Origin of the sequence: Pseudomonas sp. CFSAN084952, from assembly GCF_009648855.1 — a bacterium.
Taxonomy (GTDB): domain Bacteria; phylum Pseudomonadota; class Gammaproteobacteria; order Pseudomonadales; family Pseudomonadaceae; genus Aquipseudomonas; species Aquipseudomonas paracarnis.
Window position 1 is genome coordinate 1,309,022 of sequence record NZ_CP045767.1, and the last position, 20,565, is coordinate 1,329,586.

Annotated in this window: 18 protein-coding genes; 10 read left to right on the forward strand and 8 right to left on the reverse strand. The window is 60.6% G+C overall.

Features of this window, described 5'->3' with window-relative positions:
• Nucleotides 1–348: 348 nt before the first annotated feature.
• The 3 genes from GH769_RS06100 to GH769_RS06110 all read right to left on the reverse strand — a co-directional run bounded on the left by GH769_RS06100 (nucleotide 349) and on the right by GH769_RS06110 (nucleotide 4,392).
• Nucleotides 349–2,835 carry a TonB-dependent siderophore receptor gene (locus GH769_RS06100; protein WP_153649496.1) on the reverse strand — a complete coding sequence of 829 codons (2,487 nt, stop codon included), beginning with the start codon at nucleotides 2,833–2,835 and terminating at the stop codon, nucleotides 349–351.
• 104 nt (nucleotides 2,836–2,939) lie between these two features.
• Nucleotides 2,940–3,890, reverse strand: coding sequence for a FecR domain-containing protein (locus tag GH769_RS06105; protein WP_014717843.1), 951 nt, complete (start codon nucleotides 3,888–3,890; stop codon nucleotides 2,940–2,942).
• A complete protein-coding gene (locus GH769_RS06110) occupies nucleotides 3,877–4,392 on the reverse strand; it encodes a sigma-70 family RNA polymerase sigma factor (protein ID WP_014717844.1) in 516 nt (171 codons plus the stop codon). The genes GH769_RS06105 and GH769_RS06110 overlap by 14 nt, the downstream gene beginning before the upstream one ends.
• 169 nt (nucleotides 4,393–4,561) lie before the next feature.
• On the opposite strand from GH769_RS06110, the gene GH769_RS06115 reads away from it, so the two are divergent.
• Nucleotides 4,562–5,191, forward strand: coding sequence for a LysE family translocator (locus GH769_RS06115; protein ID WP_014717845.1), 630 nt, complete (start codon nucleotides 4,562–4,564; stop codon nucleotides 5,189–5,191).
• Nucleotides 5,192–6,132: 941 nt separating this feature from the next.
• Entirely contained in the window at nucleotides 6,133–6,387 is a 255-nt protein-coding gene (locus GH769_RS06120) for a DUF6124 family protein (protein ID WP_019818714.1), read from the forward strand.
• Between the two features lie 165 nt (nucleotides 6,388–6,552).
• Here the strand turns inward: GH769_RS06120 and inhA are convergent, their stop codons facing one another.
• Entirely contained in the window at nucleotides 6,553–7,233 is a 681-nt protein-coding gene (inhA, locus tag GH769_RS06125; protein WP_019818712.1) for an isonitrile hydratase, read from the reverse strand.
• 89 nt (nucleotides 7,234–7,322) lie between these two features.
• On the opposite strand from inhA, the gene GH769_RS06130 reads away from it, so the two are divergent.
• Nucleotides 7,323–8,291 (forward strand): GlxA family transcriptional regulator, encoded by a 969-nt coding sequence (locus GH769_RS06130; protein WP_032903770.1) that lies wholly within the window; start codon nucleotides 7,323–7,325, stop codon nucleotides 8,289–8,291.
• Here GH769_RS06130 and GH769_RS06135 read toward each other — a convergent pair.
• From GH769_RS06135 to GH769_RS06145, 3 genes are read right to left on the reverse strand one after another with little or no spacing between them, the layout of a single operon-like run.
• The gene (locus GH769_RS06135; RefSeq protein WP_014717848.1) at nucleotides 8,277–9,188 is read right to left on the reverse strand and encodes an alpha/beta fold hydrolase; all 912 of its coding nucleotides are present in this window, start codon (nucleotides 9,186–9,188) and stop codon (nucleotides 8,277–8,279) included. The two genes, GH769_RS06130 and GH769_RS06135, sit on opposite strands and share 15 nt — an antisense overlap.
• On the reverse strand, nucleotides 9,176–11,002 hold the full coding sequence (locus GH769_RS06140) for a glycoside hydrolase family 15 protein (protein ID WP_014717849.1): 1,827 nt from the start codon (nucleotides 11,000–11,002) through the stop codon (nucleotides 9,176–9,178). Before GH769_RS06140 ends, GH769_RS06135 begins: the two co-directional genes overlap by 13 nt.
• Nucleotides 10,995–11,795, reverse strand: coding sequence for a glucose 1-dehydrogenase (locus GH769_RS06145; RefSeq protein WP_020301883.1), 801 nt, complete (start codon nucleotides 11,793–11,795; stop codon nucleotides 10,995–10,997). Before GH769_RS06145 ends, GH769_RS06140 begins: the two co-directional genes overlap by 8 nt.
• Nucleotides 11,796–11,942: 147 nt before the next feature.
• Here GH769_RS06145 and GH769_RS06150 point away from each other — a divergent pair, with 147 nt between their 5' ends.
• From GH769_RS06150 to GH769_RS28990, 7 genes are all read left to right on the forward strand, one after another.
• Entirely contained in the window at nucleotides 11,943–12,344 is a 402-nt protein-coding gene (locus tag GH769_RS06150) for a c-type cytochrome (RefSeq protein WP_020301884.1), read from the forward strand.
• A 79-nt stretch (nucleotides 12,345–12,423) separates the two neighbouring features.
• The gene (locus GH769_RS06155) at nucleotides 12,424–12,924 is read left to right on the forward strand and encodes a sigma-70 family RNA polymerase sigma factor (RefSeq protein WP_032903771.1); all 501 of its coding nucleotides are present in this window, start codon (nucleotides 12,424–12,426) and stop codon (nucleotides 12,922–12,924) included.
• Between the two features lie 26 nt (nucleotides 12,925–12,950).
• Nucleotides 12,951–13,901, forward strand: coding sequence for a FecR family protein (locus tag GH769_RS06160; RefSeq protein WP_032903772.1), 951 nt, complete (start codon nucleotides 12,951–12,953; stop codon nucleotides 13,899–13,901).
• Nucleotides 13,902–13,998: 97 nt separating this feature from the next.
• Complete coding sequence (locus GH769_RS06165) at nucleotides 13,999–16,392, forward strand: TonB-dependent receptor (RefSeq protein WP_020301885.1); 2,394 nt, start codon at nucleotides 13,999–14,001, stop codon at nucleotides 16,390–16,392.
• Between the two features lie 234 nt (nucleotides 16,393–16,626).
• The gene (locus tag GH769_RS28795) at nucleotides 16,627–17,646 is read left to right on the forward strand and encodes a type III secretion effector protein (protein WP_177480931.1); all 1,020 of its coding nucleotides are present in this window, start codon (nucleotides 16,627–16,629) and stop codon (nucleotides 17,644–17,646) included.
• Nucleotides 17,647–17,937: 291 nt separating this feature from the next.
• Nucleotides 17,938–18,105, forward strand: coding sequence for a hypothetical protein (locus tag GH769_RS28985; protein ID WP_020301887.1), 168 nt, complete (start codon nucleotides 17,938–17,940; stop codon nucleotides 18,103–18,105).
• 176 nt (nucleotides 18,106–18,281) lie between these two features.
• Nucleotides 18,282–19,199 (forward strand): type III secretion protein, encoded by a 918-nt coding sequence (locus GH769_RS28990; protein ID WP_239688387.1) that lies wholly within the window; start codon nucleotides 18,282–18,284, stop codon nucleotides 19,197–19,199.
• A gap of 8 nt (nucleotides 19,200–19,207) precedes the next feature.
• Here the strand turns inward: GH769_RS28990 and GH769_RS06185 are convergent, their stop codons facing one another.
• Nucleotides 19,208–20,359 (reverse strand): MFS transporter, encoded by a 1,152-nt coding sequence (locus GH769_RS06185; protein ID WP_032903775.1) that lies wholly within the window; start codon nucleotides 20,357–20,359, stop codon nucleotides 19,208–19,210.
• Nucleotides 20,360–20,565 lie beyond the last annotated feature (206 nt).

Genomic DNA, 20,565 nt, shown 5'->3' on the forward strand with positions numbered 1-20,565 from the left:
TTACAAGTGGTGCAAATCGAACAACTGCTGTTGCTGGGTAATACGTAATGCCTGTTCAGACGCAGGAATTTACGGAGTGATGGCTAAATAGTGGCTCTCTTGAGGGTCCGTGTCAATGTTTTGGCTTTTTGGCCTTTGCCGTCAATGGCTCTCGTAAGGCCTCCATGATATGACGATTAATTGACATAAGAGGGGGCGCTTTCAGAAAAATCGAGAATTGATGCTGGCTTTTTGGAGTGTAGGAACAAACGTAGGGATTTGCCTGGCAGCGAAAAAAAGCTTTCTGACGATGGCAGGAAGGGGAAGTTGTAGGAGCGAGCATGCTCGCTCCTACAGGAGGGGCAGTGCCTAGAAGTTGCCTTTGAGGCTCAGGGTCAGGTTGCGCGGCTCTCCATAGAGATTACCCCAGCCTGAGGTGCCCACGGTCTGGTAGTAATTTTTATCGAACAGGTTGTTGCCATTGAGCGCCACGGTCCAGGTGTCATCCACCTGATACGCCAGGCGTGCATTCCACAACGCATACCCGGCCTGTTCCAGTTTGATGGTTTGCAGCCGGTAGTTGCTGCTTTGGGCGTTGACCCCTGCGCCGACTGTCCATTTCGACAGCGCACCGTCCAACTGGTAGTCGCCCCACAAGCGCAGCATATGCCGTGGCACGTAAGTGTTGGACACCGCGCCTTCGGCTGCGCTGTCGATGTTCTTCAGGTTCTTGGTTTGCGTGTAGGTATAGCCGCCAAACACTTGCAGGCGCTCGATCAATTCGCCGCTCAGCTCGGCCTCGACCCCTTGGGCGCGAACTTTGCCCGTGTCGGTGTAGCAGTAGCCGTCGGAGGAGCTGCCGCAGCGGGTCTCGAAATCGGTTTGGGCGGCGTTTTTTTCGACGGCGCGAAACAGCGCCAGGGAGCTGTTCAGGCGCCCGTCAAACCATTCGCCCTTGATGCCCAACTCATAGTTCTCACCCATTTTCGGCTTGAGGGCCGAACCGCTGACCGTAGCGTAGGAGCTTTGTGGCTGGAAGATATCGGCGTAGCTGGTGTACACCGAAAGGTTGTCATTGAGGTCGTAGATCAGCGCGGCGAACGGCGTGACCACCCCGGTTTCCTTGGTGCGTGCATCCTGGTCTGTCCACTCGCCCCAGGCCAGGTTCAGGGACTCACGGCGGTTTTCATACCAACTGACGCGACTGCCCAAAACCAGCATCAAAGGTTCGGCCAGACGCAGGCGCAAGGTGGCGTAGGCACCGTATTGAGTGGCGGTTTCCTTGACCGTGCCGCCACGGTACATGTTGGGCCAGAAGGTGTCGTCGGCAGGTTCCGGGAAGTGGTGGTTGGGGTTGAAGACGCTTTGGCGCTGGGGCAGGTTGCGGATCGCATAGACATCGTCCTGGGTGCCACGGCTGCCATTGGCGCCGAGGATCAACTCATGTTGCAGGCCAACGGCTTCGAATTGACCATCGATGTAGGCGTCCAGGCCGTAGTCTTTGTGATCGTAGTCCAGCAAGGCTGCATAGCTGGTGAGCGTGGGGGCCGGGTTACCATAGTCCACGGTGCTTTCGCTGGCGGCGTATTTGATGTCTTGCAGGTTGCGGCTATGCACGGCGCTGACTTTGAGCTTCCAGTCGTCGTTGAAGTGATGGGTCAGATCGGCGAACAGCGTGGTGCGCTGGCTTTGCCAATCGTTCCAGGCCTGGCCCAGGCAGGTGGAGCGGCTCAGGCCGAGGCTTTTGCCGTCGCGATAACGCGGCAGGCCGCTCCAGCACGGCGTGGAGTCGACATCCTCATAGCTGGCCCCGAAGCCCAGGGTGGTATCAGGGCTGACATCCATGTCCAGGGCCGCGTAAAACGCCTGGTCCTGACGCTTGGCAAGGTCCATGTACGAGCCACGATTCTGTTGGCTAACCGCCGCGCGGCCACGCACCGTGCCGCTGTCGTTCAATGGGCCGCCGGTGTCGAATTCGGTGTGATAGTTATCCCAGGTGCCCGCCGAGAGGCCAAGGCTGGTGGTGGGCTTGTCCTGGGGCCGTTTGCGTACGAAGTTCACCGCACCACTGGCGGTGCCGGCGCCCTTGAGCATGCCAGCAGCGCCCTTGAGGACTTCCACCCGATCATAGATCGCCATGTTCGCGCTGAAACTGTCGGCCTGTACGTAGTCCTTGCCGATATCCAGTGGCACGCCGTCGAATTGGTATTGGCCGAGCATCTTGAAGCCCCGGGAGTAAAAATACTTGCCGCCCATGGGTGATTCGTAGCTGGTGATGCCTGGGGTGCGCTCCAGCAATTGGTCGATGGTGGTGATGTTCTGGTCATCCATCAGCTTGCGGGTCATCACACTCACCGATTGCGGCGTGCGTCGCAGGCTGTGTTCGCCCTTGCCGATGGTCACGGCTCCGGTGGTGTAGGAGCCGGTGCCTTCGGTGGTGGCGCCCAAACGATCACCGGTGATGGTGGTGGCGCCCAGGTTCAGCGTCGAGCCGGCTTGCTGCTGGGGTAGCAGTAACCAAGCGTTCTGGCCCTGGCTTTGCGCCTGCAAACCCTGGCCCTGAAGTAACCGGTTCAGGGCCTGTTGTGGGGCCAGGGTGCCGCTCAGCCCCGGGCTGCTTTTGCCTGCCACGCTGCCAGCGTCATACGACAGGCTGATACCGGCCTGCCGCGCAAACTGATCAAGGGCGCCCGCCAGCGGCCCAGGCGCAATATTCCAGGCGCGGGCCTGGCGCTCGCTGCCGGGCTCCTGGGCACTTGCGGTATACGGCAAGGCGCTGGCCGCCACGCACGCGCCAAGGAGGGTGGCATTGAGGGCGTGTCTGAGGGGTGAACGTTTGGAGGGGAACGCTTGCATGACCGCGGGATGCTCCTGAAGGAAGTGGACAACACGGGCCTGTTGATCGGCCTCTCCTTACAGGTCGAATGGCAATGAGAATTCACCTCATTTATTTTGCAAGGTCACACGCGAGCGGAGACGGTCACCCAGTAACGGCTACGGTAGGTCACATCGATTGCCAGCGATTGCGCCACCAACTTGAGCACCTGGTCGGTGTCGTCCAGTTGGTAAGTACCCGACACCCGCAGCCCCGCCACGGCTTCGCTGCAACGCAGCAACCCATTGCGATAGCGGCCCAGCTCGGCCAGGAAGTCCTCCAGACGCATGTTGTGGGCGCTGATCACCCCGTCACTCCAGGCCCAAGGGTCCAGGCCGTTGTTGGGGGACGGGCGGATACCGCTACGGTTGAACACTACCTGTTCGCCAGGCTTGATCACTTGGCGTGCCGTGCCGTCATGGCGGTCGGCAAACACCGCCACCGCACCCTGCTGCACGGCCAGCAGGGTGCCTTGGGGTTCTTCGCGCACCAGCAAGCGTGTGCCCAGGGCGCGTAGGTAACCGTCGCGGGTATGCACCCATAGCGGACGGCGGTCGACGCCGGTATTGATCAATATTTCACCCTGGCGCAGGTTCACCAGCCGTTGTTCGGCGCTGGAGGTAATGTCGACGGCGCTGGCGCTGTTGAGCTGGACTTTGCTGCCATCCTCCAATGCTACCCAGCGCCGCTCGCCAGTGGCGGTGCGGTAGTCCGCCATCAAGGCGGGCAGGGGCGTGTAGTCGCGGCCCAGCCAGGCTAAACCTGCGGCGCCGGCAAACAGCCCGAGCATTTTCAGGCCTTCACGACGGCTGATGTGCCGGCGTGCGCCGTCGAGTGCATGGCGACTGACATGCGCTGGCAAGTGGTTGAAATCGTCATTCAGGGTGGCGACCCGTTGCCAGGCCTGCTGATGCGCCTCGCTGGTCTGCAGCCACTGCTCAAAGGCCGCGGTGCTGGCGTCGTCGGCGGTGTTGTAGCGCAGCTTGATCATCCACTGGATGGCCTGGTCGACCAGGCGCGAGTCAGGAGTCGGCATAGCGCAACCGGTAACAGGCGTGCAGCGCCTTGGACAGGTCGCGCTCCACTGTGGCCTTGGACACGCCCAGGCGCAGGGCGATCTGTGGACAGGTCAGGCCGTCCAATTGGGCCAACAGAAACGCCTCGCGCACCCGTGGCTTGAGCTGGTCGAGCAAACGGTCGATGCGCTCCAGGCTGTCGAGGATCAGCAGCCGTGTTTCCTCGCTCGGCACCTCCATTTGCGCAAAGTGCGCCAGGCTTTCCAGGTAGGCGCGTTCCAGTTCGCGGCGCCGGTATTGGTCGATCATCAAGCTGCGCGCGATGCTGCTCAGGTACGCGCGCGGCTGCTGCAAGGTCTGTTGCTGACGCGCGTTGAGCAGGCGCACGAAGGTGTCCTGCGCGAGGTCGGCGGCGCGCTCATGGCAACCCGTGCGCCGGCTCAACCAGCCCCGCAGCCAGGAATGGTGGGCTTGGTAAAGCTGGCCGATGGCAGCAAGGTCCAGTGGGTGATTGCTCGACATGGTCATCCTGGCGCAGCAGGCTTAATTGATAATGTTTCGCATTCTAGACGTTGGTTGTGGCATTCAGCAATCACTCGGTTCGCTGCGTGAGCAATGTATCCAGCACAATTTTTTGTAGCGCCTGCCAGCGCCGATTAATCTGGATTTTTTCCCAGCGGACGGTTCGACCATGATCAGCCTCGTCACACTTGGTGTTTTTTCCGGCGCTGTGTTGCTGTTGTTGCTGTCACCGGGGCCGAACATGGCATTTGTCATCAGTCAGGGCGTCACCCATGGCTGGCGCGGCGGCGTTGCTTCGGCCCTGGGCATTGGCGTGGCCGACCTGTTGCTGACAGCGTTGACCGCCATGGGGGTGACGGCGTTGGTCGCCAGTTGGCCGCCAGCGTTCGACCTGATCCGTTATGCGGGCGTGATTTACCTGCTGTGGCTGGCCTTCAAAACCTTGCAAAAACGCCCCGGCCTGGACACCGCTCACGTCGGCCGCGTGGCGTTGGGCCGAGTGTTTCTGCAGGCCATGCTCAACAGTTTGCTCAACCCCAAGGCGTTGTTGTTTTTCATGGTGTTCCTGCCACAGTTTGTGCGGCCCGAGGCGGGGCCCATCGCCTTGCAACTGATGGTGCTGGGCGGCGTGCTGACGTTGATCGCGAGCGTGTTTCACATGCTATTGGGCCTGTTTGGCGGGGCGCTCAGCCGCTTCTTCGCCAAGCGCACCAAAAGCGCCTGGCTGCAGAAGTGGGGCTTGGCAGCGGTGCTGACGGCGTTGGCCGTGCGCTTGGCGGTGATGTCGCGTCCTGCCTGAATGACAGGCGGGAAGCCAAGCAAGTTTCTTTGTGGCGGGGGAGCTTGCTTCCGCAACGGCCCGACAGCCAATGCTCATCTACCAGACACCCCGCAATCCAACTGTGGGAGCTGGCTTGCCTGCGATGACGGCATGCCAGCCGACGCCTATCTACTTGGCACCCCGCAATCAAACTGTGGGAGCGGGCTTGCTCGCGAAGGCGGCCTAACAGGCGACGCAGTTATACCGAGAGCATATCCATTCCTGCGGTAACGGCTACTTAGGGTTCCGCCCTGACGGCGGCTCACTTTCGAAAAGCGCGAAAGTAAGCAAAGCGCTCTTGCCCCACCACTCGGCACCTCGCTTAGGCTCGGTGTGCCCGTAATCCGCCAGTGATTTGGGGGGCCGCCGCCACGCGCCATCCATGGCGCGGGGCGGCTAAACCGGCATCCCTGCCGGTTTACCCCCCAAATCCCTGTCGAATTCCGGCCAGCGTGGTTTAACGGGGCGCCTAAGATCAAAAGCAGATCAAGATCAAGATCAAGAGCGGCTCGCTTCGCATCGTGGTTACAGTCGGCTACAACCGGACAGGCCGTTTAGCACCGAAAGAATCGCAAGAAGTTTCGTACAGCAGCCTAGGACTCACCTTGCGTCCAGGCGCTGAAGCCGGTTTTTTCCCACAACCCTTTAAGGTTGCTGCTAAGAATGGTCATCACTAGTCTTGCCCAGTCGCTGCCAATTCAGCGACCGGACGTGAGAAATCCGAACTACTCCATTGGCGCAAAAGCGCTCACCGTATACAGTGCACGCGCTTTTCGGCTCGCTGTTATGGCGGCTGTGCGCGGGCACGCTTCGGCGTGGCCAAGCTCCTGGGGTCTTGGTTTTCTCACTCCGCGTACAGCTGCCACCTTCAGTTCGTGAGAAAAACTCGGTGGTAGTCCATTACTCTCAGGAACTACATCATGATCAAAGACAGCCCCAATCCTCCTTCAGATTCAAACCTGCTCTTCACCCTCCATCCCAACCTCGACACCGAAACCCTGCTGGTCAATGCCTCTCAGGATCTGGACTCCATCAATGCCATTGCGGCGCACCTGGCCTTTGAGGTTGAAGGTTCGCAGCGCAGTGTAGTGCTGGGGATTTGCCGAATGGTGGAGGGCGTTCAGTTGCTGGTTGATCGGGTAGTAGAGGGAGGCGGCGAGACGCGAGCGCAGTAACGGCGATGCCCGTCAGTTAAGAAGCAGCGCTGTACTGTGGCGAGGGAGCTTGTCGAGGCGTCGAACCGTCCCGCCGGACTGCGTAGCAGTCCCATTCTTCTCGAACCAAGAACGGGGCCGCTTCGCGCCCCAGCGGGAGCAAGCTCCCTCGCCACGAATAAACATTCACCCCAGCCGCGCAGCTGCCCGCGCAACAATCTCCCCGCGCACTCTGCGTGACTCCACCGTGCGCTTGTTGGCTTCCTCCAGCACATGCCGGGGCGCCGTCTCCGGGCGGCCTGAGTCAAACGGTGGGGCCGGCGCGTATTCGATCTGCAGTTGTACCAGTTGCGCCGCCGCTTCGCTGTACAACTCCGCGGCCAGAGTCAGGGCAAAGTCGATGCCGGCGGTGATCCCGCCGCCGGTAAACAGGTTGCCGTCACGCACCACACGTTCCTGTACGGGAATAGCACCGAGCGGGGCGAGCAGGTGGTGGTAGGCCCAATGGGTGGTGGCCTTGCGACCGCGCAGTAACCCTGCCGCGCCCAATACCAATGAACCGGTGCACACCGAGGTCATGTAGCGCACTGTCTGTGCCTGGGCCTTGAGAAAATCCAGGGTTTGCGGGTCTTCCATCAAAGGGCCCACACCGGCGCCGCCGGGTACGCAGAGCACATCCAGGTTCGGGCAGTCGGCATAAGTGATGGTCGGCGTGAACACCAAGCCCGTGCTGGAGGTGATCGGCGCGAGGTCTTTCCACACCAGGTGCAGTTTCACGTCTGGCAGCGAACCGAGGACATCATAGGGGCCGGTAAGGTCCAGTTGCTGGATGCCGGGGAACAATAGAAAACCGATCTGCAAGGTCATGGTTCAAGCTCCGAAAAGGAATGGACGTCCTCACTGTAGAAGCCTAGGCTTTGGCGAATACGCCATTGAGCCCACTAATCTCGCCAATCATGCCAAAAATTATTCATGTACTCGCGTTTGAGAATGCCCAGGTGCTCGATGTCACCGGGCCTCTACAAGTGTTCGCATCGGCTAACGATCTCGCGCGCCAACGTGGTTTGCCATTGCCCTACGCGGTCAACGTCATTGCTACTCAGGCTGGGCCGGTAATGACGTCGGCCGGCCTGGCGCTGCTGGCCGAGCTGCTGCCCGCCATTGACCAGCCCTGCGACACGCTGGTGATCGCCGGTGGCTGGGGTGTGTACGGTGTTGCCGAGGACCCGACGCTGGTGCAATGGGTGCGTGATAAATCCCTGCACACCCGGCGCATGGCCTCGGTCTGCACCGGGGCTTTTCTGCTGGCCGCCAGTGGTCTGCTTGATGGTTGCCGCGTGGCCACGCACTGGACGCGCTGTGAAGAACTGGCGCGCAAGTTCCCTGCACTCACGGTGGAGGCCAATCCGATTTTCATCCAGCAGGGCGCGGTGTGGACGTCTGCTGGCGTGACCGCCGGGATCGACCTGTGCCTGGCCCTGGTAGAGGATGACCTGGGGCGTGCGATTGCCCTGGAGGTGGCGCGCCACTTGGTGGTGTTCCTCAAGCGCCCTGGCGGTCAGTCGCAATTCAGCGTGACGTTATCTCTGCAAAAAAGCGACAGCCGTTTTGCCGAGCTGCATGCCTGGATCGCCGATAACCTGACGCTGGATTTGAGCATCGCCACCCTGGCAGCCCAGGCTGGCATGAGCGAGCGCAGCTTTGTACGCCATTACCGCACCGAGACTGGCCAAACACCGGCGCGGGCCGTGGAACTGATTCGCGTCGAAAACGCACGCCGGCAACTGGCAGACAGCACGACCTCCATCAAACGTATCGCCATGCAATGCGGTTTTGGCTGTGAAGAGACTTTGCGCCGCAGCTTTCTGCGGGCCTTGTCAGTGACGCCCCAGGCTTATCGAGAGCGTTTTTCACCGCTCCAGTAGTTCCAGCAGTGCTTCAAGCGTGACCTGCGGCGCTTCCTGGAAAACATTATGACCCACGCCGGGCAACACCTGCCGGCGATAAAAGCCGCTGAAGTGCTCCACATCGTCATCCACAAGCGGCGGCGGGCCCACACCGTCATCGGCCCCACACAACGAAATGCTCGGTACCGATATCGCCGGTTGGGGCACCAGCGCCTGCTCGATGTATTCCAGCGCGGGATCACCCGGCGCATACATAAAGCGATGGCGATAGGAATGAATCACCACCTCGACAAAATCCGGGTTATCAAACGACGGCGCGGTCAGGGCGTAGCGGCTTGGCCCTTCGGCCCAGGACGGTGACCACAGCGTCCAGAGCAATTGGCAGAGTTCACGCCGGTTGGCCGTCAAGCCGTCGACCCCGCGCTGGGTGTGAAAGTAGTACTGATACCAGAGCCGGTGCTCTGTCTCAGGCGGCCGGGGTTTGAGCGACTGGCTGATGGCCTGGATGTTGTAGCCATCGCCGGTCACCAGCCCGCGCACCCGCTGTGGCCATAGCGCCGCGACAATACAGGCGGCGCGCCCACCCCAGTCAAAGCCGGCGAGGGTGGCTTGCGGGATCGACAATGCATCCATGAAGTCGAGCAAATCCTTGGCCAGCGCCGCCTGTTGGCCGGAGCGCATCACTTGCGTGTTGATAAATCGCGTCGGGCCATAACCGCGTAAATACGGGACCAATACCCGATAACCACGTTCAGCCAGCACCGGCGCGATGTCGTCGTAGCCCCGTGGGTCGTAAGGGAAGCCATGCAACAGGATCACCGGTTCGCCATCGATGGGGCCGTGGGTTTCGTAAGCCACATCAAGCAGGGTTGTGCGCACATACAGCAGCGGCGCAGGGGACGTCACGGTTGCCATACGGTTTTCTCCCCGCTGAGTTTGCGGTCCAGGAACGTTGCCGCACTGATCAATGCCAAGTGGCTCAAGGCCTGGGGCGTGTTACCCAAGTGCCGGGCCTGGCTGTCGAACTCTTCGGCGTACAACCCCAGCGGGTTGGCGTAACGCAGCAACTGCTCGAACTCCAAATGGGCTTTTTCGACTTGCCCGGCGCGCGCGAGGCATTCGACGTACCAGAACGAGCAGGCGGCAAACGCGCCTTCGACGCCTTGCAGCCCATCGATCTGGCTGTCGTCATTGCGGTAGCGGTAGACCATGCCGTCGCGCACCAGGCTTTTCTGGATCGCTTCCAGCGTCGCCAGCCAGCGCGGGTCGGTGGCTGCAACGAAGCGCACCAGCGGCATCAACAGCATCGAGCCGTCCAGCGCCGTACTGCCGATATGCTGGACGAAATGCCCGCGTTCTTCGTTCCAGAAGTTGCTCCAGATGTCGGCGTAGATCGCCTGGCGCGTCTGGTCCCAGCGTGCGAACGGGGCCGGCAGCGAACGTTTGGAGGCCAGGCGAATGGCACGGTCCAGGGCCACCCAGCACATCAGGCGTGAATGCAGGAAGTGGTGCTGCTCACCGCGCATTTCCCAGATGCCTACGTCTTTGCGGTTCCAGATCTCACACACTTGGTCGACCACTTCCACCGTGTGTTTCCAGCCTTGGTGGGAGATGGCTTCGCCGTACTTGTTCACCAGATAGACCGCGTCCATCAGTTCGCCATAGATATCCAGCTGGATCTGATCGAACGCCTCATTGCCCACCCGTACCGGTTGGGCGCCGCCGTGGCCGCTCAAGTGGTCGAGGGTGGTTTCCGGCAGTTCCTGGCGACCGTCGATGCCGTACAGGATGTTGATCTTGGTCGGCTGGCCGCAGCAGTCGCTGACCCGACCCCTGAGCCAGCGCATATAGGCGTTGGCTTCCTCGACGAAACCCAGGCGCATGAACGCATAGACGGTGAACGACGCATCGCGGATCCAGGTATAGCGGTAGTCCCAGTTGCGTTCGCCGCCGGGCGTTTCCGGCAGCCCGAACGTGGCCGCGGCGATGATGGCGCCGTGTTTGCGCGAGGTCAGCAGTTTCAGCGCCAGTGCCGAGCGGTTGACCATCTCGCGCCAGCGCCCGCGGTAGTTGGACTGGCTGATCCAACCGCGCCAGAACTTCAAGGTGCGCTCCAGGTAGAGGTCAGTACAGTCGTTGGTGACGCGCGCATCCTCCTGGCCACCGAGGACAAATTCGGCGCCTTCATCCTGGGCGAGGGTAAAGGTGGCGATGGCGGTGTTGTCTTGGAGGGTCAGCGGCTGGCTGCCGGTCAGGCGCAGGCCGGGTTGGCCGTTGGCGGTGAACACGACACTGGCAGCCTCGGCCTTCGCCTCGGTAGCGGCCCGGGCATAGTCGTGGCGCACGGCGCAGCTTAAGTGGATAGTCGCCTTGCCACTGACCACCCGTACCCGCCTGATCAGCAAAGGCAGTTCATCGACGTTTTCGCTGACGGTCAGCAGGTCGGTGATCTCCACCACCGCTTCATCGCTCAGCCAGCGGGTCTGCAGCACGTTGGTGTCGGGCAGGTAGATCTGCTCGCGGCGGGCGTTGGGCAGGTCCGGGGTAAGCTGAAATGTGCCGGCCTCGGGCGTGTCGAGCAATGCGCAAAACACCGACGGGCTGTCAAATTCCGGCCAGCAGAAGAAGTCGATGCTGCCGCGGTCGTTCACCAGTGCCGCGCTGCGCATGTCGCCAATGATCCCGTGGGCATCAATGGCACTTTGAGGTTCGTTCTTGAAATCAACCATTGCCACGGAACTCCGGGTAGAGGCTCATACCGCCATCGATGAACAAGGTGCTGCCAACCACATAATCAGAGGCATCGCTGGCCAGCCACACCACGGCGTTGGCCACGTCTTCGACGTCACCGACACGACCATAGGGAATCAATTTAAGCAGCTCTTGTTCTGCCGCGCCTTCGGTGGCCGCGCGGTTGATCGCCGTGCGAATCGCCCCTGGCGCAATGCCATTGATACGGATGCGCTGTTCGCTGACTTCCTGGGCGAGGGTGCGCATCAGCATCTCCACGCCGCCCTTGGACGCGGCGTAATTCACATGCCCGGCCCAGGGGATGATTTGATGCACCGAACTCATATGGATGATTTTGCCGGCGGCCCGTGACACACCTTCGCGAACGCCCTGGCGATTGAAGATACGCACCGCCGCCCGCGCGCACAGGAACTGCCCGGTGAGGTTGACGCCAATCACCGTGTTCCAATCCTCAAGGGTCATGTCGACCAGATTGGCATCTTTTTGCAGGCCGGAGTTGGCCACCAGAATATCCAGATGGCCGAAGGCGTCGAGGGTTTGGGCGAACAGGCGTTCGACATCGGCCTCCTTGGACACATCGCCGCCAATCGCAAGCGCTCGGCCGCCGTTGGCATTGATCTGCGCGGCGAGAGCCTCAGCCGGTGCCGCCTGGGAGTTGTAGTTAAGCACCACCGCGGCGCCCGCTGCGGCCAGGGCTTTGGCCGCGCCCGCGCCAATGCCGGAACTGGCCCCGGTGACCAGGGCCACTTGTTGCTGCAAGGAAATCTGCATCGCCCACCCACCGTTTTATGAGAGTCCTTCTTGCTGACTGGCGGCGGGGAGCGGAAGTTCACCCCCTCGCGTTTACGCCCAGCGCGGGTAAAAGCGCGACTTTATCGTATGATGCTGAAAACAAAGGGCAATACAGGAAGCGATGGAATGCAGGCGCGGGCCGATACCAGATTGATCAAACTGTTAGTCAGCGGCGTCTTGGCCGTTTTATCACTGACTCAAACAGCCCTGTGCCTTGCCGATAACAGCAATGGTAAAACGCTGTATCTACAGCGCTGTGCTGTATGCCATGGGTCCGATATCAAAGGCACGGGGCCATTGGCTAAAAAAAGCAATCCGCCAACCCCCGACCTGACAACCGCCGCCTTCAAGAAACGACTCCATGAATATCCTGGCGTTATTGTCTCCTCGGTCATTCTTCGCCCCAATGGCAACCTGATCCCCAAGACGCTGCAAGACAATGGCGTAAAGATCGCGCCACATGCCTGGAGTGTTAAAGACTTTCGCGATTTGCATCAATACATGAGTGAGGTCATTTCAAACAAATAGCGGGTGGGCGATGAGCAGCAATTGCCCCACTTAATAGGAAGCATTACTATTCACGCCCCGCCTCCCCAGTGCTCTCGCGATGATTCCTCAGCCGCCCCGCAGAACAGGCTTTTTCGAGCACTACGAAGAGTTGATCGGCACCTGGACACGCCGCCTGAGAAACCGTCAGCAAGCCGAAGACCTGGCGCACGACACCTTCGTGCGTGTGCTTGAGTCCGCTGCCTGCGAGGTGGCGCAACCGCGCGCCTACCTGCATCAAACCGCGCGCAATATTGCGGTGGACGCCTACCGCCGCGAAGACCGTCGCGAGACGTTGACGCTGCAGGTGGCTGATCACAGTACGCCGCACAGTAGCGACCCGGAACATTACATGCACGCGATCCAATTGGCCGACGCCATCGAGCGGGCGCTGGCCGAATTGCCGCTCAACTGTCGCAGGATTTTTATCTGGCAGAAGATCGAAGGGCTCACCCAGCAGGAAATCGCCACACGCCTGGGGCTGTCTAAAAACATGGTGGAAAAGTATATGATCCGCACCTTGCGGCATCTGCGTGATCGTCTGGATGCGAGCGCGCCATGACCGGCTTTGAAACAGGATCTTCCACGATGGATAACCGTGTCCGTGATGAGGCCGCGCAGTGGTTTGTACGCCTGCAAGACGGCCCATTGAGCGCCCAGGAACGTCAACGTTTCGATGCCTGGCGCAGGTCGCAGCCCGCGCATCAGTACGAAATCGATGTGCTGCAAGGGCTATGGAGTGCGACGGATTTGCTGCCCAAGGCCCGCTTGCAGGCGCTGGGCGATGCGCCAACCGAGCGCCTTGGACGGCGTGCGCTTCTGCGTTATGCCGTGGCCGCCAGGGTGGTCGCCGTTGCAGTGGGCCTGGGTGCGTACAGCGGTCTGGGGCAGCCAAAGCCCTACAATGCCGAATTCAGCACTCGGTTAGGCGAGCATCGTCAGGTGACCTTGCCTGACGGTTCCGTGATGGACCTCAACAGCCGCAGCGTGGTCGCGGTTCGCTACGAAAAGAGCCGTCGGGGCGTAGAGCTCAAGCAGGGCGAGGCGATGTTCAGCGTGCAACATGACGCCGAACGCCCGTTTGTGGTCGCAGCCGGGGCAGGGCAGGTGACCGTCACCGGCACGCGCTTTGATGTACGTCGGGAGGCGGACCAGACCCGCGTGGCGGTCGAAGCCGGCACGGTCAAGGTGCAGGGCCGGGCATCCGATCACATCGTCACGCTCACCGCCGGGCGTGGCACCCATGTCGATCCCCAAGGCCAAGTGGCGGCGGCCTACGCGGTGAACCCTGAAGAACTGACCGCGTGGCGCAGCGGTAAACTAGTGTTCAACAACGCCACCCTGGTAGACGTGGCGCGGGAAGTGTCGCGCTACCGCGAGCAACCGCTGCGGGTCAGTACGGCAGCGGTGGGCAACCTGCGCTTGACCAGCGTCTTCAAATCCAGCGACACCGACGCTTTGCTCAAGGCCTTGCCCCACATCCTGCCGGTCGCCTTGCGCACTTTGCCGGACGGTAGCCAGGAAATTATTTCACGCTGACGTTCAGGTTTTTTTCGAGTTCTTCGTCTTCTCGTACAACTGCAACTGGTTTGCATTAACGGCTGCGCATGCTTGCGATCACAGGACTAGGTTCGACGTGAAAAAACTTGCTCTTCACAACAATAAAATTTCCCGCTGGGCGCCCTTGGCCCTGGCCGTTGCCATCAGTACCGCACAGGCTGCCGAGGGCATCCACATTCGTGCCCAATCCCTCGGCGCAGCCTTGAGCCAATTGGGCCAGCAGACCTCGCTGCAAGTGTTCTTCAGCCCCGATATGGTGGCTGGCAAGCAAGCTCCCGCGGTCGATGGCAACCTCTCGCCCGAACAAGCCCTGCGGCAATTACTGCAAGGCAGTGGCCTGGACTACCAGATTGACGCCGGCTCCGTGACCTTGCGTCCGGTGCGCAGCGGCACCGGTGAAGCGGGCTCACCGCTGGAACTGGGGGTCACCGATATCAAAGTGGTGGGCGACTGGCTTGCCGACGCCGATGCCGAAGTGGTGCAGAACCACCCCGGTGCGCGCACGGTTATTCGCCGCGAGGCCATGGTAGAGCAGGGCGCGATGAACGTCGGTGATGTGCTGCGCCGTGTGCCTGGCGTGCAAGTGCAGGAATCCAACGGCACCGGCGGCAGTGATATTTCCCTCAACGTCGGTGTGCGCGGGCTGACGTCACGCCTGTCGCCGCGCTCCACCGTGCTGATCGACGGCGTACCGGCTGCGTTCGCTCCCTACGGCCAGCCACAGCTGTCGATGGCGCCGATTTCTGCCGGTAACCTGGAAAGTATCGACGTTGTCCGTGGCGCGGGTTCGGTGCGTTATGGGCCACAGAACGTCGGCGGCGTGATCAACTTCGTAACCCGTGCAATCCCGCAGGACTTCTCCGGGGACGTCGGCACCACCCTGCAAACGTCTGCCCACGGGGGCTGGAAGCATGTGGAAAACGCCTTTATCGGCGGCACGGCCGACAACGGTATCGGTGCCGCGCTGCTGTACTCCGGGGTCAATGGCAACGGTTACCGCAACAGCAACAACGGCAACGACATCGATGACGTGATCTTCAAGACCCATTGGGCGCCGACCGATCAAGACGATTTCTCGCTGAACTTCCACTATTACGATGCCAGCGCCGATATGCCCGGCGGCCTGACCCAGAAGCAGTTCGATGCCAACCCGTACCAGTCGGTGCGTGACTGGGACAACTTCAGCGGGCGCCGCAAGGACATCTCCTTCAAGTACATCCGCCAGATCGACGACCGCACCCAGGCCGAAGTGCTGACTTACTATTCCGACAGTTTCCGTGGCAGCAACATTGCCAATCGCGACCTCAAGACCCTCAGTTCCTACCCGCGCACCTACTACACCTTCGGCATCGAGCCGCGTGTGTCCCATGTGTTTGACCTGGGGCCCAGTACCCAGGAAGTCAGCGTGGGCTATCGCTACCTCAAAGAAGGCATGCACGAGGAGGCCACCAGCCTGAACCTGGTCAACAACGTACCGACGCCGGGCGGGCAGAGCGACGGTCACGTGTATCAGGACCGCACGGGGGGCACTGAAGCCAACGCCTTCTATATCGATAACAAAATCGATATTGGCAAATGGACCATCACCCCGGGCATTCGCTTTGAAGATATCCGTACCGAATGGCATGACCGCCCAGTCGTGGCCCTGAACGGCAAGCGTACCGAGGAAAAACGCCGCGAGGTCCACAACAACGAACCGCTGCCGGCGCTGAGCGTGATGTACCACGTGTCTGACGCCTGGAAACTGTTCGCCAACTACGAAACCTCCTTCGGCAGCCTGCAGTATTTCCAACTGGGCCAGGGCGGTACCGGCGACCAGACGGCCAACGGCCTGAACCCGGAAAAGGCCAAGACCTACGAGGTCGGTACGCGCTACAACGACAGCGTCTGGGGCGGCGAAGTGACGCTGTTCTACATCGACTTCTCGGATGAACTGCAATACGTCAGCAATGACGTGGGCTGGACCAACCTCGGCGCCACCAAGCACAGCGGCATCGAAGCATCGGCCCATTACGACCTGTCCAACCTCGACCCGCGCCTCGACGGCCTGACCGCCAACGCGGGCTTCACCTACACCAAGGCCACCTCCGAAGGTGATGTGCCGTTCAAGGGCCGCGACCTGCCACTGTATTCCCGCCAAGTGGCGACCCTGGGCCTGCGTTACGACGTCAACCACTGGACCCACAACCTGGATGTCTATGCCCAGTCCGGCCAACGGGCGCCAGGCACCGGAACCACCTACATCACCCAAGGCACCGCGGATGGTCAATACGGTGATATCCCAGGGTATGTCTCGGTCAACGTGCGCAGCGGTTATGACTTCGGCGCGCAGTTGTCGAACCTGAAGCTGGGTGTGGGCGTGAAAAACGTCTTCGACCAGCAGCATTACACGCGCTCCAGCGATAACAATGCCGGCTTGTACCTGGGCGAGCCTCGCACCTTCTTTGTACAGGCAAGCGTCGGGTTCTGATCTGTCGTCTCTGGGGAAAATCGCAACCTCAGGGGGGCGATTTTTTTTGCCTGGGCAAAGCGCTCCGCGCACTCATTGCTGCAAGACCACACTCTGTTTCCTACATCACCACAGCACAGATTATGGCTGGATCAGGAACTGATTCCGACGCAAAACCACACATGGGAAAGCTGATGGGCTTCGACACTGCGTTGGAGCGACAAGCTGAAAATCGCCCACTGTATGGAGAAACTTATGTCGGTATCGATGTTGGATACACCCGTCTCTGCTTCATCAACGCCTGACCTTTCACAGGCCAGCGCCAAGGCCGAGGTCAAAAACACGCGCCAGGCTGCACCTTCCTTCAAGGGCCAGAATGCTGCCCATGTGAATTTTCAATCGGGGGACAACAAAGCCGGGCCGGTATTCGGTAACCCCCAGGCACCCACCTCCGCAGCTGACGTGCGTGGACATCACCACAGACCACCGGCGATGCAGAATTTCCTGGGCCAACTCCCGCACTGGATCAGTCATTGGTTCTTCGGACATCGGCCGTCTATGCATCCTGGCTGTGGGCATCCGCCGCCAAAGCCGAACCCAGGTTGCAGCAACCCGCCACCCAGGCCGAACCCCATTGGGAGTAATCCGCCACCGAGGCCGGACCCCACTGCAGGTCGGCCGTATCCGCCCGCCCCCGGCAGGCCTGATCCGCAGTACTCGCTGAAAAATAGAGAAGAGCTGGCGCAGCAGTTGCGCGATAACTTCAATGCCTTCAGAGACCCGAAGAACCCTGGTTCCATTAGCGTTGACAGCATTCTTGCAATGGCAAAAAGAGGGTGGTCGCCCAACCCCGTCATGAACGAGAACATTCGCCTGGCCAATGAACTGCTACGACGTCCGGAACTGATGGCCGCATTGGACCGGCACGGTTCCACGGGCGCTTTGGATGGCCTGATCGACCGGCACAGCCTGAACGCGGTAATCAAAGGAGAAAACTACTTCAAGTACAAGAGCGACAAGGAACTGGCCGGTGAGCTGCTTGAGCATTTCGACGAGTTGAAAAACGGGAGCGGGGGCTCAAGCCTTAAAATCCGCGACCTGAAAAAGTGGGCCTGCCAGCCACTTACCGGCGACGCAGCCAAGGACCATCTGATTCAGTTATCCCAGGAATTAATACGCAAGCGCAGTGATCTGCTGGAGAAAATGGATAACCGCGCCAGTAAAGATGACGACGGGAAAATCAGCCGTACAGGACTGTACTTGTTGTCCCGCTGACCGCTCTTCAGGCGCCGCCTCTCGGGGGCGGCGCCAGTCCAATATGTTTCAAGGAACGAATTACGCCCATTTGCCACAGAGGTGATACTTGCGGTTGTAATTCGACCCGCCGCTTTTCAGATTCTGAATGAGGGAAAACATATGACTTCAGCCTCGTTTAATTCTTCCCCAAACGGTCCCATCGACCTGTTGCGCAGTACCCAACGTACAAGTCCACCAGTATCCAAGGAGCGCGGCCCCTCGCGTAGCTTCCCTTTTGCGTCGACGGAATATGAGGCAGAAGCACGGCGTATGAAGGCTTATGCCGGCGAGCGTAGATTCCAGGCGCCCGTGTCGGACGACTTTTCCCGGGGCATGCTGGCAGACCCGCAGGTCAGGGGGGAGGGCGCCGATTCGTTGAACGACACGGGGTTGATCAATTGCCTGGCAGGCTGGTGGCGTAGGCGCAAGCTGGGTTAACCGCGGCTGACCACGGTTTTACATATTGTCATTGGTAGGTATCGTTGACTCGGAACTGCCGAGTTCCTCCAACCACACATGAGGTGCCTGCCTGGGTAGAGTCCATTCGTTGATTTTGCCCATCAAGGTAAAAATCACCCTGCGGATATGCATCTGAAAAGTGTTGGAGAAAACCCATGACAATCGAGGGTGTATTACCTTCCGGACGGCCTCTGCCCCCCGACAAGCCGGCCGTACACTCAACTACGTCATCAGCGGCCATCCACCCTGAGACCTGGCATCAGCCCCCTTCATCGACGTCGGGCGAGGGGTCGCGCAAGCCTTTTCTTTTACGCGGAACATTGTCCGCTCTACGCCATCGTGACTTGCAGAACTTTCCCATTGGGCGGGCCAGTGGTACCCCGCCGGGTGCTAGCTCAACGGACAACCAACTGGCGAAGGCCCTGGAAAAATCCTTCGGCCTGCTGCACTCCTTTCTGAATGATGGGCGCTTGACGTGGATGTCTTTGCAGCGGATCGCCGTTCATCCTATGGGTGAAAGCGAGGCGTTGGACGGCGTGATTCAGGTCGTCGGGGAAATGCTCAAGCGCCCGCGGTTAAGTGACGCGATCTTCAGTCGTGACGGCGATATCACCCGTGACAGCCTCCGCGCGGCGGCCCAAGCGTTGCAGGGGAACAGCTCGGCAACCGAGTTCAGTCAGGACCCGTTTCATGCGCAAGGCAATGCGCAGGTGGTGGAGGCGCTACAAAGCCAGTTTCCGCTGTTGAGAGACAAGGCCATGGACCGAACCTACCTGTTTGAACCGCATCAGTATGTTGAAATAGCCAGGCTGCGGGAGGTCATGCAGGACCCGCATGAGGTTGATCAGCAGGGCGCGCCGGTGCTGGATGCGTCCACGGGCATGCCCCAGTCCAAATACAGCGAACTCTGTGTCTACACCGCGAAGAACATTATTGAGCGTCCAGGTTTGCTGCCTTCGTTGGAGCGCGCCAATGGCACACGACTATTTGGCCCGCCTCACAAAGAGGGGTGGCTCAGCAACAAAAGCCTCGAACGGTGGCATGAGCAAGACGCCGCACGCAAGGCACGCTGAAAGGCAAGCTACACCTTGAGGACTTTGCCGCTGATGGCCACCGCCGCCAGCAATACGGCGATCAGGATGAAGGCAGTGCTCAAGCTGCTGCCGTGGGCGATAAAACCAATCACGGCGGGGCCGGCGAGAATGCCGGCGTAGCCCAATGAGGTGATGGCAGGCACTGCAATATGCTCCGGCATTACCGTTTGCTTACCCACGGCGGTGTACAGCACCGGCACGATATTCGAACACCCGGCCCCCACCAGCGCATACCCCAGCAGCGCAGTTTCCCACGCAGGCAATAGCGTCGCGAGGAGCAAGCCGGCACAGGCCAGCGTGCCGCCCATCACGATGACCCGCGTGGGGCCCAGGCGTCGAACAATCGCATCACCGGTCAGGCGTCCAGCGGTCATGGTCAAGGCAAATGCCGCGTAGCCCAGGCCGGCGTAAGCCTCATCCAGGCCGCGCTCGGCGCTGAGGAACACAGCGCTCCAATCCAGTACGGCGCCTTCAGCCAGGAACACGATGAAACACAGGCAACCGATAAACAACACCACACCATGGGGCACTGCAAATGCCGGCCCCGAACTTTCACTGCCATAAGGCAGTAAGTGCGGTGCAGCCTTCAACAGCGCGGCCAGTGTAATAACCACCACCACCAGGGTCGCCTGCAATGGCGACAGGCCCAGGCCCAGCAACCCCGCAACCCCCGCAGCGCCGACAATGCCCCCCAGGCTGAACAAACCATGGAAACCCGACATCATGGTTTTGCCACTGGCGCGCTCAACGATCACCGCTTGCAGGTTGACGGTGGAGTCCACGGTGCCCAGGCCTGCGCCAAACAGGAACAACCCGGCAATCAGCAACGGGATGGAACTGACGGTGGCCAGCATCGGCAGGGCCAGGCAGATCATCAGTGTCCCTGCGCTCAGCACGCGTCGGCAACCGTAACGCGAGGCCAGCGCGCCCGCTGCCGGCATTGCGATGATCGACCCCACCCCCAGGCATAACAGCAGCAGGCCAAGGGTGCCTTCATTCAGGTTCGCACGCGCCTTGGCGTACGGCACCAGCGGCGCCCAGGCGGCGATACCAAAACCTGCGATAAAAAAAGCGATGCGGGTCGACATCTGCTCCAGTCGCCCGGGAACCACGGGGGCAGGAGTGGGAATGGCAGTCATGGAAAATCCTTGGTTTGGCGTTCAACGAACGATGTCCGGCGCGACATCCTTGCATATCAGGCCCTCTTGAGCGAATCGGGTTCCCTAGGTGTTACGGGGCGTGAGGCATTCTTTTTACAAACACGGAACGCTTTGGTGGCCGGTCACCACGTAGAAATGATCGAGCCTGTAGGAGGTGGGCTGGAAGGTGTGTAATCCCTGCGGGG

Excerpts from the sequence above, each read along its gene's own strand:
- GH769_RS06130 (WP_032903770.1), top strand. The coding sequence starts at position 7,323 with ATGCCAAAAATTATTCATGTACTCGCGTTTGAGAATGCCCAGGTGCTC.
- GH769_RS06145 (WP_020301883.1), bottom strand. The coding sequence starts at position 11,795 with ATGCAGATTTCCTTGCAGCAACAAGTGGCCCTGGTCACCGGGGCCAGT.
- GH769_RS06100 (WP_153649496.1), bottom strand. The coding sequence starts at position 2,835 with ATGCAAGCGTTCCCCTCCAAACGTTCACCCCTCAGACACGCCCTCAAT.
- GH769_RS06115 (WP_014717845.1), top strand. The coding sequence starts at position 4,562 with ATGATCAGCCTCGTCACACTTGGTGTTTTTTCCGGCGCTGTGTTGCTG.
- GH769_RS06120 (WP_019818714.1), top strand. The coding sequence starts at position 6,133 with ATGATCAAAGACAGCCCCAATCCTCCTTCAGATTCAAACCTGCTCTTC.
- GH769_RS06155 (WP_032903771.1), top strand. The coding sequence starts at position 12,424 with ATGATTCCTCAGCCGCCCCGCAGAACAGGCTTTTTCGAGCACTACGAA.
- GH769_RS28985 (WP_020301887.1), top strand. The coding sequence starts at position 17,938 with ATGAAGGCTTATGCCGGCGAGCGTAGATTCCAGGCGCCCGTGTCGGAC.
- GH769_RS06135 (WP_014717848.1), bottom strand. The coding sequence starts at position 9,188 with ATGGCAACCGTGACGTCCCCTGCGCCGCTGCTGTATGTGCGCACAACC.
- GH769_RS06150 (WP_020301884.1), top strand. The coding sequence starts at position 11,943 with ATGCAGGCGCGGGCCGATACCAGATTGATCAAACTGTTAGTCAGCGGC.
- GH769_RS06140 (WP_014717849.1), bottom strand. The coding sequence starts at position 11,002 with ATGGTTGATTTCAAGAACGAACCTCAAAGTGCCATTGATGCCCACGGG.
- GH769_RS06160 (WP_032903772.1), top strand. The coding sequence starts at position 12,951 with ATGGATAACCGTGTCCGTGATGAGGCCGCGCAGTGGTTTGTACGCCTG.
- GH769_RS06110 (WP_014717844.1), bottom strand. The coding sequence starts at position 4,392 with ATGTCGAGCAATCACCCACTGGACCTTGCTGCCATCGGCCAGCTTTAC.
- GH769_RS06105 (WP_014717843.1), bottom strand. The coding sequence starts at position 3,890 with ATGCCGACTCCTGACTCGCGCCTGGTCGACCAGGCCATCCAGTGGATG.
- GH769_RS06185 (WP_032903775.1), bottom strand. The coding sequence starts at position 20,359 with ATGACTGCCATTCCCACTCCTGCCCCCGTGGTTCCCGGGCGACTGGAG.
- inhA (WP_019818712.1), bottom strand. The coding sequence starts at position 7,233 with ATGACCTTGCAGATCGGTTTTCTATTGTTCCCCGGCATCCAGCAACTG.
- GH769_RS28990 (WP_239688387.1), top strand. The coding sequence starts at position 18,282 with ATGACAATCGAGGGTGTATTACCTTCCGGACGGCCTCTGCCCCCCGAC.
- GH769_RS28795 (WP_177480931.1), top strand. The coding sequence starts at position 16,627 with ATGTCGGTATCGATGTTGGATACACCCGTCTCTGCTTCATCAACGCCT.